At 74.8% G+C, this 16,059-nt stretch carries 14 protein-coding genes; all 14 read right to left on the reverse strand.

From position 1 onward, the window contains the following. Positions 1-89: 89 nt before the first annotated feature. The 14 genes from PED38_RS04200 to PED38_RS04265 all read right to left on the reverse strand — a co-directional run bounded on the left by PED38_RS04200 (position 90) and on the right by PED38_RS04265 (position 15,950). Positions 90-1,616, reverse strand: a complete 1,527-nt coding sequence (locus PED38_RS04200; protein ID WP_270979931.1) for an aldehyde dehydrogenase (NADP(+)) — start codon at positions 1,614-1,616, stop codon at positions 90-92. A 28-nt stretch (positions 1,617-1,644) separates the two neighbouring features. Further along, complete coding sequence (locus PED38_RS04205) at positions 1,645-2,646, reverse strand: proline racemase family protein (RefSeq protein ID WP_270979933.1); 1,002 nt, start codon at positions 2,644-2,646, stop codon at positions 1,645-1,647. Positions 2,647-2,653: 7 nt separating this feature from the next. Beyond that, on the reverse strand, positions 2,654-3,571 hold the full coding sequence (locus tag PED38_RS04210) for a dihydrodipicolinate synthase family protein (RefSeq protein ID WP_270979935.1): 918 nt from the start codon (positions 3,569-3,571) through the stop codon (positions 2,654-2,656). Then, positions 3,568-5,244, reverse strand: coding sequence for an NAD(P)/FAD-dependent oxidoreductase (locus tag PED38_RS04215; protein WP_270979936.1), 1,677 nt, complete (start codon positions 5,242-5,244; stop codon positions 3,568-3,570). The genes PED38_RS04210 and PED38_RS04215 overlap by 4 nt, the downstream gene beginning before the upstream one ends. Beyond that, on the reverse strand, positions 5,241-5,642 hold the full coding sequence (locus tag PED38_RS04220) for a (2Fe-2S)-binding protein (RefSeq protein WP_270979938.1): 402 nt from the start codon (positions 5,640-5,642) through the stop codon (positions 5,241-5,243). Before PED38_RS04220 ends, PED38_RS04215 begins: the two co-directional genes overlap by 4 nt. Continuing rightward, positions 5,639-6,835, reverse strand: coding sequence for an NAD(P)/FAD-dependent oxidoreductase (locus PED38_RS04225; protein WP_270979939.1), 1,197 nt, complete (start codon positions 6,833-6,835; stop codon positions 5,639-5,641). The genes PED38_RS04220 and PED38_RS04225 overlap by 4 nt, the downstream gene beginning before the upstream one ends. A 140-nt stretch (positions 6,836-6,975) precedes the next feature. After that, positions 6,976-7,746 (reverse strand): GntR family transcriptional regulator, encoded by a 771-nt coding sequence (locus PED38_RS04230; RefSeq protein WP_270979941.1) that lies wholly within the window; start codon positions 7,744-7,746, stop codon positions 6,976-6,978. 19 nt (positions 7,747-7,765) lie between these two features. Further along, positions 7,766-9,211, reverse strand: a complete 1,446-nt coding sequence (locus PED38_RS04235) for an aminopeptidase P family protein (RefSeq protein ID WP_270979943.1) — start codon at positions 9,209-9,211, stop codon at positions 7,766-7,768. After that, a complete protein-coding gene (locus tag PED38_RS04240; protein WP_063070255.1) occupies positions 9,208-10,515 on the reverse strand; it encodes an alpha/beta fold hydrolase in 1,308 nt (435 codons plus the stop codon). The genes PED38_RS04235 and PED38_RS04240 overlap by 4 nt, the downstream gene beginning before the upstream one ends. Further along, positions 10,512-11,456 carry an ATP-binding cassette domain-containing protein gene (locus PED38_RS04245; protein ID WP_081234736.1) on the reverse strand — a complete coding sequence of 315 codons (945 nt, stop codon included), beginning with the start codon at positions 11,454-11,456 and terminating at the stop codon, positions 10,512-10,514. Before PED38_RS04245 ends, PED38_RS04240 begins: the two co-directional genes overlap by 4 nt. Beyond that, entirely contained in the window at positions 11,453-12,319 is an 867-nt protein-coding gene (locus tag PED38_RS04250) for an ABC transporter ATP-binding protein (RefSeq protein WP_081234734.1), read from the reverse strand. Before PED38_RS04250 ends, PED38_RS04245 begins: the two co-directional genes overlap by 4 nt. Further along, complete coding sequence (locus PED38_RS04255) at positions 12,316-13,308, reverse strand: ABC transporter permease (RefSeq protein ID WP_270979946.1); 993 nt, start codon at positions 13,306-13,308, stop codon at positions 12,316-12,318. Before PED38_RS04255 ends, PED38_RS04250 begins: the two co-directional genes overlap by 4 nt. Next, a complete protein-coding gene (locus PED38_RS04260) occupies positions 13,305-14,267 on the reverse strand; it encodes an ABC transporter permease (protein WP_063070229.1) in 963 nt (320 codons plus the stop codon). The genes PED38_RS04255 and PED38_RS04260 overlap by 4 nt, the downstream gene beginning before the upstream one ends. A gap of 3 nt (positions 14,268-14,270) precedes the next feature. Beyond that, positions 14,271-15,950, reverse strand: a complete 1,680-nt coding sequence (locus PED38_RS04265; RefSeq protein ID WP_063070228.1) for an ABC transporter substrate-binding protein — start codon at positions 15,948-15,950, stop codon at positions 14,271-14,273. Between the last annotated feature and the right edge of the window lie 109 nt (positions 15,951-16,059).

Consider the following 16,059-nt stretch of genomic DNA (forward strand, 5'->3'; position numbering starts at 1 on the left):
CTCCAACGCGCTCCCGCGGGGATGCCCGCGGCTTGTGGGAACCCTCAGCCGCGGGCGCCCGCGCGGTCTCGGCGCGCGCTGCCCGGCCCCTAGGCGCGGTGCCCGCGGGCGCTCACCCGCTGCGGCACGCCCCACGGGTTCGCGGTGCGCAGCGGCTCGGGCAGGAGCGCGTCGGGCACGCCCTGGAACGCGACGCCGCGGAGCAGCCGGTCGAGCGAGGCGGTGCCGACGCTCGTGCCGCGGTCGAGCGTGGTGGCGGGCCAGGGCCCGCCGTGCTGCTGCGCGTCGGTGACGGAGACGCCCGTGGGCCAGGCGTCCACGAGCACGCGGCCGGCGCGGGCGGCGAGCACGCGGATCAGGTCGGCTGCCGCATCGGCCGCGTCGCCCGCCTCGGACTCGTCGGCGCCGAAGTGCACGCTCGCGGTCAGCTCGCCCGTGAAGGTGCGCGCGGCGAGCTCGGCGAGGTCGGTGCCCGCGGGGTACTCGACGAGGAGCGCGAACGGGCCGAACACCTCGTGGCGGAGGGTGTCGCCCGCGGCCTCGAAGTCGGCGAGGGCGACGGCCGCGATGGTGGGCGTCACGGATCCGTCGTCTCCCGCGGGCGCGCGGCCCTCGGCGACGAGGCGCACGCCGTCGACCGCGATCGCGGCGGCGCGGCCTCCCGCGTAGCCCTCCGCGATCCTGGCGTTGAGCATCCCGTGCGGCGCGACGGCGCCGGCCTCCTCGGCGAGCACGGCGTCGAGGCCGTGGCCGGCGGGGATCAGCACGATGCCGGGCGCGGTGCACAGCTGCCCGGCGGATCCGGCGGCGCTCGCCACGAGGGCGCGCGCGATGTCCGCGCCGCGCTCGGCGGCGGCCCGCTCGGTGATGACGACGGGGTTGACGCTGCCCAGCTCGCCGAAGAACGGGATCGGGTCGGGGCGCGCCGCGGCCACGTCGGCGAGGAAGCGGCCGGCGCGGAGCGATCCCGTGAAGGTGGCGGCGCGGATGCGCGGGTCGCGGAGCACGGCGAGCCCGGCCTCCTCGCCCTCCACCAGCTGGAGCGTGCCCTCGGGCAGCCCCGCGGCGACGAGCGCGGCGGACGCGGCCGCGGCGACGCGGCGCGACAGCTCGGGGTGCCCCGGGTGCGCCTTCACGACCACCGGGCAGCCGACCGCGAGGGCCGATGCCGTGTCGCCGCCCGCGACGGAGAACGCGAACGGGAAGTTCGACGCCGCGAAGTTGAGGACGGGGCCGACGGGCACGAGGTAGCGGCGGAGGTCCGGGCGCGGGGTGGGCGCGGCGTCGGGATCCGCGTGGTCGATGCGCGCATCGAGGTAGCGGCCGTCGCGCACCGCGGCCGCGAGGATCCGCAGCTGCACGGTCGTGCGCGTCAGCTCGCCGCCGAGGCGGCCGGGCGCGAGCGCGGTCTCCCGCTCGGCGACGGGCAGCAGCTCGGGGCGGATCGCCTCGAGCGCGTCGGCGACGGCCTCGAGCGCGCGGGCGCGGACGGCCGGGGCGAGGGCGGCAAGCGGGGCGGCGGCCTCGGCGGCGGCCGCCGCGACGGCCTCCACGGTCGCCGCGACGGCGGGGTCGGTGGTCGCGTCGGCGGTCGGGTCGGTCTCGTGCGGGGTCATGTCTCTCCTCGTGTTCGTGCGCGCCGGTTCAGAACCGGAAGCCGCTCGGGAACGGGTCGGTGGGGTCGAGCAGGTACTGGCCCATGCCCGTGATCCAGGCGCGGCCCGTGATGGCGGGGACGATGGCGGGCCGGCCGGCGACGGTCGTCTCCGCGAGGATCCGCCCGGTGAAGCGGCTGCCGATGAACGACTCGTTGACGAAGTCGTCGCCCACCGCCAGCTCGCCGCGCGCCCACAGCTCGGCCATGCGCGCGGACGTGCCGGTGCCGCACGGCGACCGGTCGAACCAGCCGGGGTGGATGGCCATGGCGTGCCGGGAGAGCCGCGCGTCGGATCCGGGCGCGAGGAACTCCACGTGGTGGCAGTGGTCGACCCCTTCTATCTCCGGGTGCGAGGGCGGCGCCTGCTCGTTGATCGCGCCCATGATCGCGAGCCCGGCCTGGAGGATCTCCTGCTGGCGCTCCCGGTCGAACGGCAGCCCCAGGCGCTCGAGCTCCACGACGGCGTAGAAGTTGCCGCCGAACGCGAGGCTGTACGGCACGGCGCCGAGGCCGGGCACCTCGATCGTCGCGTCGAGCCGCTCCACGTAGGAGGGGACGTTCTCGATCGTGACGGATGCGGCCCGCCCGTCCTCCACGTCGACGCGCGCGATCACGAGCCCGGCCGGGGTGTCGAGCCGGATGGTCGTGACCGGCTCCTGCACCTCGACGAGCCCGGTCTCCACCAGCACGGTCGCGACGCCGATGGTGCCGTGGCCGCACATCGGGAGGCAGCCGGACACCTCGATGTAGAGGACGCCCCAGTCGCAGTCGTCGCGCGTGGGCGGCTGCAGGATCGCGCCGCTCATCGCCGCGTGGCCGCGCGGCTCCGTCATGAGCAGCAGCCGCAGGTGGTCGAGGTGCTCGATGAGGTGCAGACGCCGCTCGTTCATGGTGGCGCCGGGGATCACGCCGAACCCGCTCGTGACGACGCGGGTCGGCATGCCCTCGGTGTGCGAGTCGACGGCGTGGAAGACGCGGGAGGACCTCATCCGTCGATCATCGCCCGGCGAGGTGGTCGAGCGCGCGGCGCGTGTCGCGCGTGACCTGCTCGGCGACCGCGGCGGGCAGCGGCGCGCGCGGCGGACGCGTGGGGCCGCCCGTGCTCTCGCCGGCCACGTCGATCGACAGCTTGATGGCCTGCACGAACTCGGTGCGCGAGTCCCAGCGGAACACGGGCACGAGGTGCTGGTACAGCGCCTTCGCCTCCTCGATGCGACCGCTCGTCGCGAGCCCGTACAGCTCCACGGCCTCGCGCGGGAACGCGTTCGGGTAGCCCGCGAACCAGCCGACGGCGCCCATGATGAGCGACTCCAGCAGCAGGTCGTCGGCGCCCGCGATGACGTCGAGGCCCGTGAGGTCCTGGATCTCCGTCACGCGCCGGATGTCGCCCGAGAACTCCTTGATCGCCACGACGTTCTCGAGCGCGTCGAGGCGCTGGAGGAGCTGGGGCGTCAAGTCGACCTTGGTGTCGAACGGGTTGTTGTAGGCCATGATCGGCAGGCCCACCTCGTCGACGCGCGCGTAGTGCTCGACGACCTCGTCGTCGCTCGCCCGGTAGAGGGTGGGCGGCAGGAGCAGCACGCCGTCGGCGCCGTCCTCGGCCGCGACCTCGGCCCACTTCTTCGCCTGGTGCCAGCCGACGCCGTGCACGCCGGCCACGACGACGCCCCGCCCGCCGACCGCCTCGACCGCGACCTGCACGACCTTCCGGCGCTCCTCGTCGGTGAGCGAGGAGTACTCGCCGAGCGAGCCGTTGGGGCCGACGCCGCGGCAGCCGTTCGAGATGAGCCAGTCGCAGTGCGCGGCGTACGCGTCGTAGTCGACGGCGAGGCCGGCGGGAGCGGCGGCGTCCTCGCGGAACGGCAGCGTGGTGGCGACGACGACGCCTCCGAGGTCCAGGGCGGGTGCGGTCATGGCGTGTCCTTCCGGTCGGTGGTGCTGGGGGATGCGGGGGTGGTCGGGGGTGCGGGGTCGGGCGGCGGGGCGCCGTCGGGCGGCGGGTCGTCGACGCCGGGGGCCTGATCGTCGACCTCGATGGCCGGGTCGTCGACGCCGGGCGCGGCCGCGGCGAGGGACGGGGGCCCGGCGTCGCGGAGGTCGTAGGCGGCGGCGAGCTCGCCGAGGCGCACGGGCGAGGCGATGGGGCGGCGGTCGGAGCCGGGGCCGAGGGCGGCGGGCGTGGCGGCGGGACCCGCGCCGGGCGCGGATCCGGCGGGCGCGCATCCGGCGGGCGGCGCCTCCCCCGCGAGCAGCTCCTCGACGGTGCGTCCGCACACGCGGCCCTGGCAGATGCCGAGGCCGGCGCGCGTGGCGAGCTTCATCGAGCGCAGGTCGGTGGAGCGCGCGGCGCGGGCGGTGGCCCGGATCCGGCCGACCGGCACCTCCTCGCAGCGGCAGGCGAGCGTGTCGTCGCGCAGCCAGCCGGTCCAGCCGGGGCGGATGCCGTGCGCGGCCTCGATGCGGCCGGCCACGTCGTGCGCGACGGCCCGGCGGCGGACGGCGGGCGCGACGGCGGCGTCGGACGGGGATCCGCCCGCGGCGCAGTGCCCCGCGACCTCGCCCTCCGCGAGCGCCTGGTCCACTCCCCCGATGCCCGTGATCTCGCCCGCGGCGAAGACGCCCGCGGGTCCGGCGCCCTGCGACGCGTCGACCTCGACGAAGCGGTCCGGTCCGATGCGGCAGCCCGCGGCGATCGGCAGCTCGAGCCGGGGCGTGAAGCCGTGGCCGACGCACACGGCGTCCACCGCGACCCGCCGCTCGGTGCCGGGGATCGGCGCCCACGACGCGTCGAGGCGCTGCACGGTGACGGCCTCGACGCGGTCGGTCCCGTGCGCGGCGACGACCGCGCTGCCCGTGGCGTACCCGATCTGCTCGCGCGCCAGCACGGAGACGTAGCCGGCGAGCTCGGCGGCCTTGTGCGGCGCGCGGGCGAGGCCGAGCGGATCCCGCAGCCAGCCGCGGGCGAGCGACGGAACGCGCGCGGCCTCGTGGATCCCGACCACGCGCGCCCCGGCCTGCACCAGCGACACGGCGACGGGGAGGAGGAAGGGGCCGGCGCCCGCGACGATCACGCGGTCGCCGATCGCGACACGCTCGCCCTTCGCGAGGGCCTGCGCGGCGCCCGCGGTGAAGACGCCCGGCAGGTCCCAGCCGGGGAACGGCAGCGTGCGGTCGTGCGCACCGGTGGCGAGCACGAGCGCGTCCGGGCGGAGGGTCCGGGGCGCGCGACCGGATCCGTCGACCGGGCCGACGAGCACGTGGACGACGGCGGCGGGCGCCGGCGCCTCCGCGTCGGCCGAGGCCACCTCGATCGCCCACACCTGCGCGCCCGTCACGATCTCGCAGCCGTCGTCGGCCGCCAGCCGCGCCCGCATCCCGGTGAACGCGTCCCAGCCGTGGTGCAGGATCCGCTCGCGCGCCGCCGGTCGCGACGCCGGGAGGTGCCGCCAGTACTGGCCGCCCAGCTCGTCGGACGCGTCGAGCAGCGTGACGCGCGCCCCGCGCGCGCGGGCGGCAACCGCGGCGGCGAGCCCCGCGGGCCCGGCGCCGATCACGACGACGTGCCGCCGGTCGTCCCCGGCGCTCACGAGGCGTCCCCGTCGGTGGCAGGCGCGGCGGCGGCGGCAGACCCAGCGGCGGCCGACCCAGCAGCGGGCCCCGCAGCGTCCGCGTCCGGCACGGTCGCCCCCGGCCCCGTCTCCACGACGTCGCCGTCGACCGCGCGCCGCTGGCAGGCGCGCACGTCGGGCAGCCCGTTCACCGTCACGGTGCAGTCGAAGCACACGCCGATCCCGCAGAAGACGCCGCGCGGTCGGCCGGCGCTCGCGGTCGTCCGCCAGGCGAGCGTGCCCGAGGCGAGCAGCGCGCCCGCGATGGTCTGGCCGCGCAGGCCCTCCACCGGATCCCCGTCCACCGTGAAGCGCACGGCCTCAGCGGGCTCGGGGCGGATCGGGTCGCGCGCCGGATCCACGCGCCGCGGCGTCACGCGCGCACCCCCGCGTCGGTCCGCATCGCGAGCCCGAGCGACGCCCGCGCGACCGAGAACGGCGTGACGTCGAGCGGCGTCGCGGCCCCGGTCATCAGCGCGGCGATGAGGTCGGCCGTCGCGATCGACAGCCCGATCCCGGCGCCCTCGTGCCCGCTCGCGTGCCAGAGCCCCGGCAGCCGCGGGTCGGGCCCGACGACCGGCAGGTGGTCGGGCAGGTAGGGCCGGAAGCCGCCGTAGGAGCGCATCGCGTTCGCCTCGGCGAGGAAGGGGAAGAGCCGCACGGCCTTGGCGGCGAGCTCCTCGAGCACGGCCACGCGCAGCGACGCGTCGAAGCCGACGCGCTCGCGGCTGGATCCGATGAGCACGGTCCCCGACGGCGTCGACTCCACGACGCCCGAGGTCTGCAGCGCCCCGTCGCCGGAGCCGACGGCGCCCACGTAGTCGCCGTCGTAGACCTTGTGGTGGATGCGGTGCGGCATGCGCGTCGTGACCAGCACGACCCCGCGCCGCGGCAGCACCGGCAGCTCCACGCCGAGGGCGCGCGCCACCTCGCCCGACCAGGGGCCGGCCGCGACGAGCACGTCGTCGGCTGCGATGTCGCCCGCGGTCGTCCGCACGCCGCGGAGCGCGCCGTCGGGTCCGAGGATCGGCCCGGTCACCTCGACGCCGGTCCGCACTACGGCGCCGGCCCGGCGGGCGGACGCGGCGAGCGCCTCGGTCGCGATCGCGGGCTGCACCTGCGCGTCCTCGGGGTAGTGCACGGCGGCGGTGATGCCGGGGTTCAGCCACGGCTCCAGCTCGAGCGCCCGGCGCACGTCGACGGGGACCGCGTCGACGCCCGCGGCGCGCTGGGTGGCGGCGAAGGCGAGGAGCGGATCCGCGCCCTCGGCCGTGGTCGTGACGACGAGCCCGCCCTTGGGCTCGTACTCGATGGAGGGGAGCGCGTTGCCCAGCTCCTCGGCGATCTCGGCGGCGACCTCGGGCCAGCGGCGTGCGGCCAGCTGCGCCAGCTCCAGCTCGGCGCCCGGGCCCTTGTCGGAGACGAGGATGTTGCCCTCGCCCTGCGCGCTCGTGCCCGACGCGACGGCGGCCCGCTCGACGACCGTGACGCGGATCCCGGCGCGCGCGAGCGACCGGGCGCAGGCCGCGCCGACGATGCCTCCCCCGACGACCACCACGTGTCGCGTCATGCGGTCCCTGCTCTCACGGGTCATGGCGCCCGATGTCGGGCGACGGGGCGGGTGGCGGTGTCAGTAATATGTCACACATCAGCGACGAGGGGAAGTCGGGACCCGCGATACCCGGCAGACGCGCGCGTCAGTCCCGCGCGTCAGTCCCGCGCGACGGGTCCGGCTGCCGGATCCACGGCGACCCGGTCGACGTGGCCGCCGCCAGCAGCGTCCCCGCCGTCGTCGCCGTCGCCGGCGTCCGCGTCCTCCTCGCCGTGCCCTGCCCACCAGCCGGTGGCGTGCCGGATGTGCCGCACCATCACCGCGTGCGCCTCCCGGCCGGCCCCGCGCACGAGGGCGCGGAGCAGCTCGTGGTGCTCGGCGGCCGACGCGTCGAGGTGGCTGCTCTCCTTCATCGACGCGAGCCCGACGAGCCGCGTGCGCGAGCGCAGGTCGGCGATGGAGGCCGTGAGCACGGGATTGCCGAGCATGCGCGTGAGGGACAGGTGGAACTCCTGGTCGGCCTCGAGGTAGGCACGGAGGTCGCCGTCGCGGGCACCCTGCTCGATGCGGTCGGCGAGCCCCTCGAGCGCGGGCAGGGCGTCGTCCGGCACGCGGCCCGCGAGCCGCTCCATGGCGGGCGCCTCGAGGAGCTGGCGCACCTGCACGAGGTGGCCGAGCTCCTCGTCGCTCACGGCCGTGACCCGGAACCCCTTGTTGCGCACGGTCTCGACGAAGCCGCGCTTCTCCAGCTCCAGCACGGCCTCGCGCACGGGCGTGGCCGACACGTCGAAGCGCACCGCGAGCGTCGGCACGGTGATGAGCGTGCCGGGCTCGAGCTCCCCGGAGACGATGGCGGCGGAGAGGGCCTGGTGGACGTGCTCGCGCAGGCTCGCGCGCGGGGGTGCGGGACGCAGGGCCGAGAGGCTCACGCGGGACCTCCTCGGGGTGTCAGGACGGGGACCGCTGCTCCCGCATCCAGGACTCCAGGCCGAGGGCGTCGATCGGCAGCGCGTCCGACAGCACGTCGGACCCCGTCTGCGTCACCACGATATCGTCTTCGATCCGCACGCCGATGCCGCGGAGCTCGGGCGGCACCATCGCGTCGTCCGGCTGGAAGTAGAGGCCGGGCTCCACGGTGAGCACCATGCCGGGCTCCACGAGGCGGTCGTACCCGGCGACGCCGGCCCCCGAGCAGTCGTGCACGTCGAGGCCGAGGTGGTGCCCGATCCCGCACACCAGCCAGCGCCGGTGGTGCTGGCCGGCGGGCGACAGGGCCTCGTCGACGGAGACCGGCAGGAGCCCGAGGTCGTGGAGGCCCTGGGCCACGACCTCCATCGACGCGTGGTGGAAGTCGACGAGCGGACGCCCGGGGGCGACGGCGTCGAGACCCGCGCGGTGGGCGCGCTCGACCACGTCGTGCACGAGCCGCTGCTCGGGCGTGAAGGTGCCGGAGACGGGGATCGTGCGCGTGACGTCGGCCGTGTAGAGGCTGCGCGCCTCCACGCCCATGTCGAGCAGCACGAGCTCGCCGTCGCGGAGCGGGCCGTCGCAGCGCACCCAGTGCAGGATCGTCGCGTGCCCGCCGCCGCCCACGATGGTGGCGTAGCCCGGGCCGTTGCCGACCGTGCGCGCGTGCCGGTCGAACGTGCCCTGCAGCCAGCGCTCGCCGCCGGACGCCTGGGCCCGCGGGATCGCCCGCACCACCTCGGCGAAGCCCTCGACGGTGTCGTCGACCGCGCGGCGGAGCTCCTGGAGCTCCCACGCGTCCTTGATCACGCGCAGCTCGCCGAGCGCCGCCACGAGCGCGTCGTCGCGCGGCACGTCGGCGAGCGCGGAGGGGACGCCCGTGACGGCGCCCGCCCGGCGCACGTCGCGGACGCCCGCGAGGTCGCGCGCGATGCGGTCGGGGTCGCGCACCGGGATCCCGAGGGCGCGCTGCCAGTCGGCGTGCGCGGGCGCGGGCCCCACCCACAGCTCGCCGTGGTCGGCGTCGGAGAAGAAGCGCGGGTCGCCCGGATGCGCGGGCGCGGGCACGTGCAGGACGGCGTCGTGGCCGCCCGGCACCGCGTGCATCACGAGCACGGCGCCCTCGACCTGAACCCCCGTGAGCCAGACGAAGTCGCTGTCCGCGCGGAAGGCGTAGCGGCAGTCGTCGTTGCGCGTGGGCGCGTACCCGCTGACGACCGCCATCGTGACGCCGGGCATCGCGGCGCTCAGGCGGTCGCGGTGCGCGGCCGCCGCCTCGACCGCGCCGGGCACGGTCGGCGGCGTCCGGTCGGGCGCGATCCAGCCGCCGGCCATGAGCTCCCGGAACGCGGGCACCTGGGCGAGCCGCGGCGGGCGGCGCTCCTCGGGGGTGACGCCGGTGGGCGTCTCGGGGGTCGTGTCGGTCATCGGGGGATCCCTCCTCCATCGCGGGCGATCATGTCCATCAGCCGGCCGAGGACGCCGGGCGCCCCCAGGCCGTCGTGCTCGTGCTCGTTCGTGATCCACGCGCGGGCGTTCGCCACGCGCGCGACCGTCTCCTGCTGCAGGCCGGCGTCCACGTACATGTCGTCGTGGTAGATCGCGGCGGCGACGGGCACCTCGTTGGCCGCGAGCCGATCCGGGTCGTAGAGCTCCGGCCAGTCGTCGCGGCGGGCCATCTCCTCGACGGCGCCGCGGAACGGGCGCAGCAGGCGGATCTCCTCGAACATCCAGGGGTACATCATCTCGCCGGTGAGCAGCAGCGGCCGGGCGTCGGGCGAGAACGCCGGGTGGCGGGCGCGCTCCCGCTCGGCCGCCCACGCCGTCGCCGGCCGGGTGCCGGATGCGTAGATGCTCTCCTGCAAGCCTGCGAACAGCGGGTTCGCCGCGTACGAGGTGAGGCGGAGCACCTCGGCGAGCAGCACGTCGGTGGGATCGCCGCGGTCGTCGAGGGCCTCGTCGAGGAGCGCGTGGATCCGCTCCCGTCCCGGCGCCATGCCGAGGTCGATGCCGAGGGTCTGCAGGCGCCGGACCGTGAGGACGTCGCCGTCGGGCAGCGTCACGTCGCCCGCGGCGAGGCGGTCGGCGAGCCGGGACAGGATCGCCACGTCGCCCGGGTAGCGCGCGTGGTACCCGGCGTTCTTGGCGGCCGTGCGCGGGTAGGTGCGCCGGTACACCTCCTCGGCGTCGGGGTCGAGCGACGCGAGCCCGCCCGTCACGTAGCACGCCGACAGCGCCTCGGGCGCGTGCGACAGGTACGTGAGCGTGAGGAACCCGCCGTAGCTCTGGCCGAGGGTCGACCAGCGGCGGCCGCCCTCCAGGTGCTGCCGGAGCGCCTCCGCGTCCTGCACGATCGAGTCGGCGCGGAACAGTGCGAGGTACCGGGCGGCGGATGCGTGGTCGTCGCCGAACCGCTGCATCGTGCGCGCCGTCACGGGCGTGCTCCTCCCGGTGCCGCGCTGGTCGAGCAGCACGACGCGGTGGGTGCGGAGCGCGTGGCCGATCCACCCGCCGTCATCGAGGACCCGCGGCGACTTCCCGCCCGGCCCGCCCTGCAGGTAGAGGAGCGCCGGCAGGTCGTCCGCCCGGCGTCCGGGCGCGACGAGCTCGCGGGCGAACACGGTGATCGTCGGGGTCGGCTCCCCCGCGCGCGCCGCCGCCCAGTCGAGCGGCACCTCGATCTCGTGGTCGGTGACGTGCACGCCGGGGACGGTCGCGGATCCGACGATCACGCGGCCGACCCGCCCGCCGCGCCGCGGCCCGACGCGCGGCGAGCCGCAGCGTCGACGCTCGCCGTGTCGATGCTCGCCGTGTCGAGGCCGGCCGCGCGCCGCGAGGCGAGCCGCTTCCGGTCCCACTCGGGGTCGATGCGCGGCACGGCGTCGAGCAGCGACCGGGTGTACGGGTGCTGCGGCCGCTCGAACACGTCGTCGCGCGTGCCCTCCTCCACGACCTTGCCGGCGCTCATCACGGCGACGCGGTCGGAGAGCTGCCGCACGACGGCGAGGTCGTGCGCGATGAAGACGTAGCTGAGGCCGCGCTCGCGCTGCAGGTCGCGCAGCAGCGCGATGACGCGGGCCTGCACCGTCACGTCGAGCGCGGAGACCGCCTCGTCGCACACGATGAGGCCGGGCTGCACGGCGAGCGCCCGCGCGATGCCGATGCGCTGGCACTGGCCGCCCGAGAACTGCGCGGGGTAGCGCTGCGCGTGGTCGGGGTCCAGGCCCACCCGGTCGAGCAGGTCGCGCACGAGCTTCCCGTGCCCGCCCGGCGTCGTGATGCCCTGGTACCGCAGCGGCGCGCTGATGATCTGCTCCACCGTGTGCCGCGGGTTGAGCGACGACGCCGGATCCTGGAACACCACCTGCACCTGCCGCCGGAACTCGCGGAGGCGCGCGCCGGATGCGTGCGTCATGTCCTCGCCCTTCAGGGCGAAGGTGCCGGAGGTGGGGTCGAGCAGGTGCGCGATGATGCGCGCGGTCGTCGACTTGCCGGATCCGGACTCGCCCACGATGGAGAGCGTCTGCCCGGTCGGCACGTCGAGGTCGACGTGGTCGACGGCGAGGAACCGGCGCACAGGCGGGCGGAGGCCGGGGCCGCCGCGCGTCACGTACTCCTTGGTGAGGCCGCGGGCCGAGAGGAACGGCTCGGGCGCGGTGGAGGGGGTGCTCATGAGGCGGTTCCCGTCGTCGGTCGGTCGTAGGCGGCGTCGATGCGGGGGATCGCCTCGAGCAGCGCGTGCGTGTACGGGTCCTCGGGCGCGGTGAACACGCGCTCCGTGGTGCCGCTCTCGACGCGGTGCCCGCCCTGCATGACGAGCACCTCGTCGGCGAGGGAGGACACGACGGCGAGGTCGTGGGTGATGACGAGCATGCCCATCCCGGTGTCGCGGCGGATCTCGCGGAGCAGGTCGAGGATCTGCGCCTGCACCGTCACGTCGAGCGCGGTGGTCGGCTCGTCCGCGATGAGCAGCTCGGGCTCGAGGCAGAGCGCCATCGCGATCATGATGCGCTGCCGCATGCCGCCCGAGAACTGGTGCGGGTAGTGGTCGACGCGGGTGCCGGCCTCGCGGATCCGGACGCGCTCGAGCGCCTCCACCACCACCTGGCGCACGGCCCGGCGGGATCCGCCGCGGTGCGCCCGGTAGGCCTCCTCGATCTGGAGCCCCACCGTGTAGTACGGGTTGAGCGACGAGAGCGGATCCTGGAACACCATCGCCATGCGGTCGCCGCGGAAGCGGCGGAGCTCGGCGTCGGGCCGGCCCACGAGCTCCTCGCCCGCGAGCTTGATGCTGCCGGTCACCGTGCCGCCGCGGGGCACGAGGCCCATCACGGCGAGCGAGGTCATCGACTTGCCGGAGCCCGACTCCCCCACGATGCCGAGGGTGCTGTCCGGCTCCACCCGGAAGGAGAGGTCCTTCACGACCTCCACCGGCCCCCGCGAGGTGGGGAACGCGATCGTGAGGTCCCGGACCTCGAGGAGCGGCGTCCCGGGGACGGCCCGGGCGGGCGGCTGGTGCGGTGCGGTGGCGGTCACGCGGTGATCCTCACTCGGGGGTCGAGCACGGTGTACAGCACGTCGACGACCACGTTCCCCACCACCACGAAGGCCGCGGCGAGGAGCGTGACGCCCATGATGACGGGCTGGTCGTTCTTGGCGATGGAGTCGGCCGCGAGCTTGCCGACGCCGTTGAGGCCGAAGACCTTCTCGGTGATCACGGCGCCACCGAGCAGCCCGGCGAAGTCCATGCCGAACAGGGTGACGACGGGCGTGAGCGACGGCCGGAGCGCGTGTCGGCGGATCACGAGCGCCGCCGGCAGGCCCTTGGCGCGCGCGGTCCGCAGGTAGTCCTCCTGCAGGGTGTCGATCACGTTGGCCCGCACGATGCGCGCGTAGATCGCCGCGTAGCCGAGCGCGAGCACCAGCCACGGCATGATGTACGACTCCAGCCAGCCGACGGGGTCGTCCGAGAACGCCACCGCCTCCGGGAACGGCAGCACCTGCAGCTGCACGACGAGCACGTACTGCAGGAGCAGCGCCGCGAAGGTGATGGGCACGCTGATCCCGGTGAGCGCCGCCGCCATCGCGGTCCGGTCCCACACGCTGCCCTGGCGGATGGCGCTGACGAGACCGCCGGCGACGCCGAACACGAGCCAGAGGACGGCCGCGCCGACCGCGATCGTGATGCTCACGGGGAGGCGGGACAGCATCAGGTCGAGCACGGACTGCTGCGTCTGGAAGCTGAAGCCGAGGCAGGGCGCGGAGCACTGGATCGCCGTCGGGCCGTCGCCGTAGGTGCGGCCCGTGAAGATGCCGGCGATGAAGTCGCCGTACTGCGCCCAGAACGGCCGGTCGAGGCCGAGGAGCTGGCGGATGGAGTCGATCTTGTCCGGCGTGCAGGTCTTGCCGCAGATGGTGACGGCGGGGTCCGGCTGGAGCAGGAAGAAGATCATGTAGGTGAAGAGGCTGATGAGCGCGAGCACCACCAGGGCCGCGCCGGCCCGGCGGATCAGGTAGCCGATCATGCCGCCTCCCCCTGCTCGAGCGCGGTGCGGAGGTGGTCGCCGAAGACCGTGAACGCCAGCACCGTGAGGAAGAGGAACGAGCCCGGCACGATGAAGTACGCGGGGTCGACCGTGTACCAGTTCACCGAGTCGGCGATCATCTGGCCCCACGACGGCGTCGGCGGCAGCACGCCGACGCCGAGGAAGGACAGGCCCGCCTCCGTGCCGATGTACCCCGGCACCGCGAGCGTGGCCAGCACGATGATCGTGCCGCGCAGGTTCGGCATCACCTCCCGGAAGATCACGCCCATCGAGGAGGCGCCGGACGCCCGGGCCGCCTCGACGAAGTCGCGCGTGCGGATCGTCATGGTCTGGCCGCGCACGATGCGGGCCGTGTAGGGCCAGCCGAAGACGCTGAGCGTGAGGACGAGCAGCGCCGGCCGGCTGCCCGCGGGCAGCGCCGACAGGATCGCGATCATGAAGATCAGCGCCGGGAAGGCCATGAGGAAGTCCATGACCCGCGACACGACCTGGTCGACGATGCCGCCGAAGTAGCCGGCGACCATGCCCGCGATCACGCCGACGGTCGTGGTGACGATGGTCGCGGAGACCGCGATGAGCATCGAGACGCGGGCGCCGTACGCGATGCGGGCGAAGATGTCGCGCCCGTTCTGCGGCTCCACGCCGAACCAGTGCGAGGCGCTGACGCCGCCGAACGGGCCGATGGGGAGGCCGCCGAGGACGGGGTCCACGGCCGTCGCGTCGAAGGTCGTGGGGCCCCAGCCGGTGATCCCGGACAGGAGCGGCGCGAACACCGCGAGCACCAGGACCAGCACGACGAACACGACGCTGGCGATGACGGACGGCTTCGACCGGAGGGCCTGGACCACCCGCTTGGCCGGCGTGACGGCGGGCGGCCGTCCCGTCGGGTACGGGGATGCCGAGTCGGGCACCGAGGCGCCCTGCAGCGTGGCGGTCACGGCCTACTTCCCCGTGTGGAGGCCGATGGTGGCGAAGTCGGGGGCGCCGTCGTAGATCGGGCTCGAGTACGCGTTCCGCACGTTCTGCCCCAGCACGAGGACGGCCTGGCCGTAGAGCAGCGGCACCACGGGCGCGAGCTGCTGCACCTGCTCGTCGAGGTCGCCCCAGGCGGCGTCGGCGGCCTTCAGGTCGGTCATGGCCGAGACCTCGTCGATCTTCGCGTTGATGCCGGGGTCGTTGATCTGCGAGAGGTTGCTGTTGCCCTTCTCGGGGATCTGGCGCCCGTCGAACAGGATCGGCAGCACCGTGCTGGCGGAGTTCCAGTCGGGGCACCAGCCGGCCTCGGCCGCGTCGTGCTGCTGCGACGTGGTCGCGATGGTCTCGTTGTAGGTCGCCGTGTCGAGCAGGTTGATGGCCACCGTGATGCCGACGCGGGCGAGGGACTGCTGGAGCGCCTCCGCCGCCTTCTGCGAGGTGGGGACGCTGGCCACGTCGAGCGTGATCGTGAAGCCGTCCGAGAGGCCCGCCTCGGCGAGGAGCGCCTTGGCCTTGTCGACGTCGCCCGAGCTGTCGGTGCTGGGGTAGAGGTCGAAGTCCTTGTGGCCGGGGACGCTGCGCGTGAGGACCGTGGACGCGGGCTCCGCGATCATGGGACCGCCCGCCACGTCGGCGAGCGACTTCTTGTCGACCGCGTACGCGATGGCCTGCCGCACGCGCACGTCGCCGAGGTGCGGCTTCGTCGTGTTGAGCGCGAGGTACGTGGTGCACCCGGTGTCGCCCGAGACGGTGCGCGCCTTGATCTGCGGGGTCTGGATGCGGGAGACGGATGCCGCGGTGATCCCGTAGGCGAGGGCGTCCTGGTCGTCGCCCTGTCCGGCGATCATGCGCTCGTCGATGGTCGCCTGGTCGAGCCCCATCGTGAACTGCCACTCGTCCGGCTTCGCCGTCCGGACCTCGTCGGTGGAGGCGTCCCACTCGGGGTTGCGCACGAGCGTGAGCGACTGTCCCTGCGTGCGGGCGCTCACCTTGTACGGCCCGGAGGAGATGGGCTGCTGGTCCATGTTCGTGACCGTGACGCGGTCCTTGTCCACCGGGAACGGCACGAAGGTGCTCTGCGCGGTGACGCTCGCGAACTCGGGCACGGAGCGGTTGAGGTGGAAGACGATGGTCTTCTCGTCGGGGGTCTCGATGGAGGCCAGGTCGCCGGACTGGTACGGGCCCTTGTAGGCGTCACCGCCCTCGAGGTACATGCGGGCGTAGGGCGAGCCGATGGCGAGCGCGGGGTCGAAGGACCGCTCCACGCCGAACTTCATCGACTGGCTCGTGATCGGGGAGCCGTCCTCGAACTTCACACCGTCCTTGAGCGTGAACGTCCAGACGGTGTCGTCGGCGTTGGGGGTGCCGGTGTCGGTGGCGAGGTCGGGCGCGATCGTGGCGCCGTCCTTGCCCGTGGTCGTGGTGAGCGAGCGGTAGATGAGCCGGTAGAGGTCGGCCAGGTCGGTCTCGTAGCCCATCGCGGGATCGAGGTGCGGGAAGTCCGCGACCTGCAGGACGTGCATCGTGCCGCCCGTGTCGGCGGGGCCCGTGATGTCGGAGGTGGACTTCGCTCCTGCGCCGGCGCAGGAGGTGAGGGCGAGGCTGGCGGCGACGGCCAGCCCGACGGCGGTGATTCGTCTCTTCATCGGACTCTCGTTTCGTGGATGGCGGCCGGAGCGCACCGGGGCGGGAATGACGGACGGGGTCGTGCGATGGGAACTGCGGGAAGGAGGTGCGGGAGGAGGTGCGGGCGTC

The organism is Clavibacter sp. CT19, assembly GCF_027858075.1.
Classification (GTDB): Bacteria; Actinomycetota; Actinomycetes; order Actinomycetales; family Microbacteriaceae; genus Clavibacter; species Clavibacter tessellarius_A.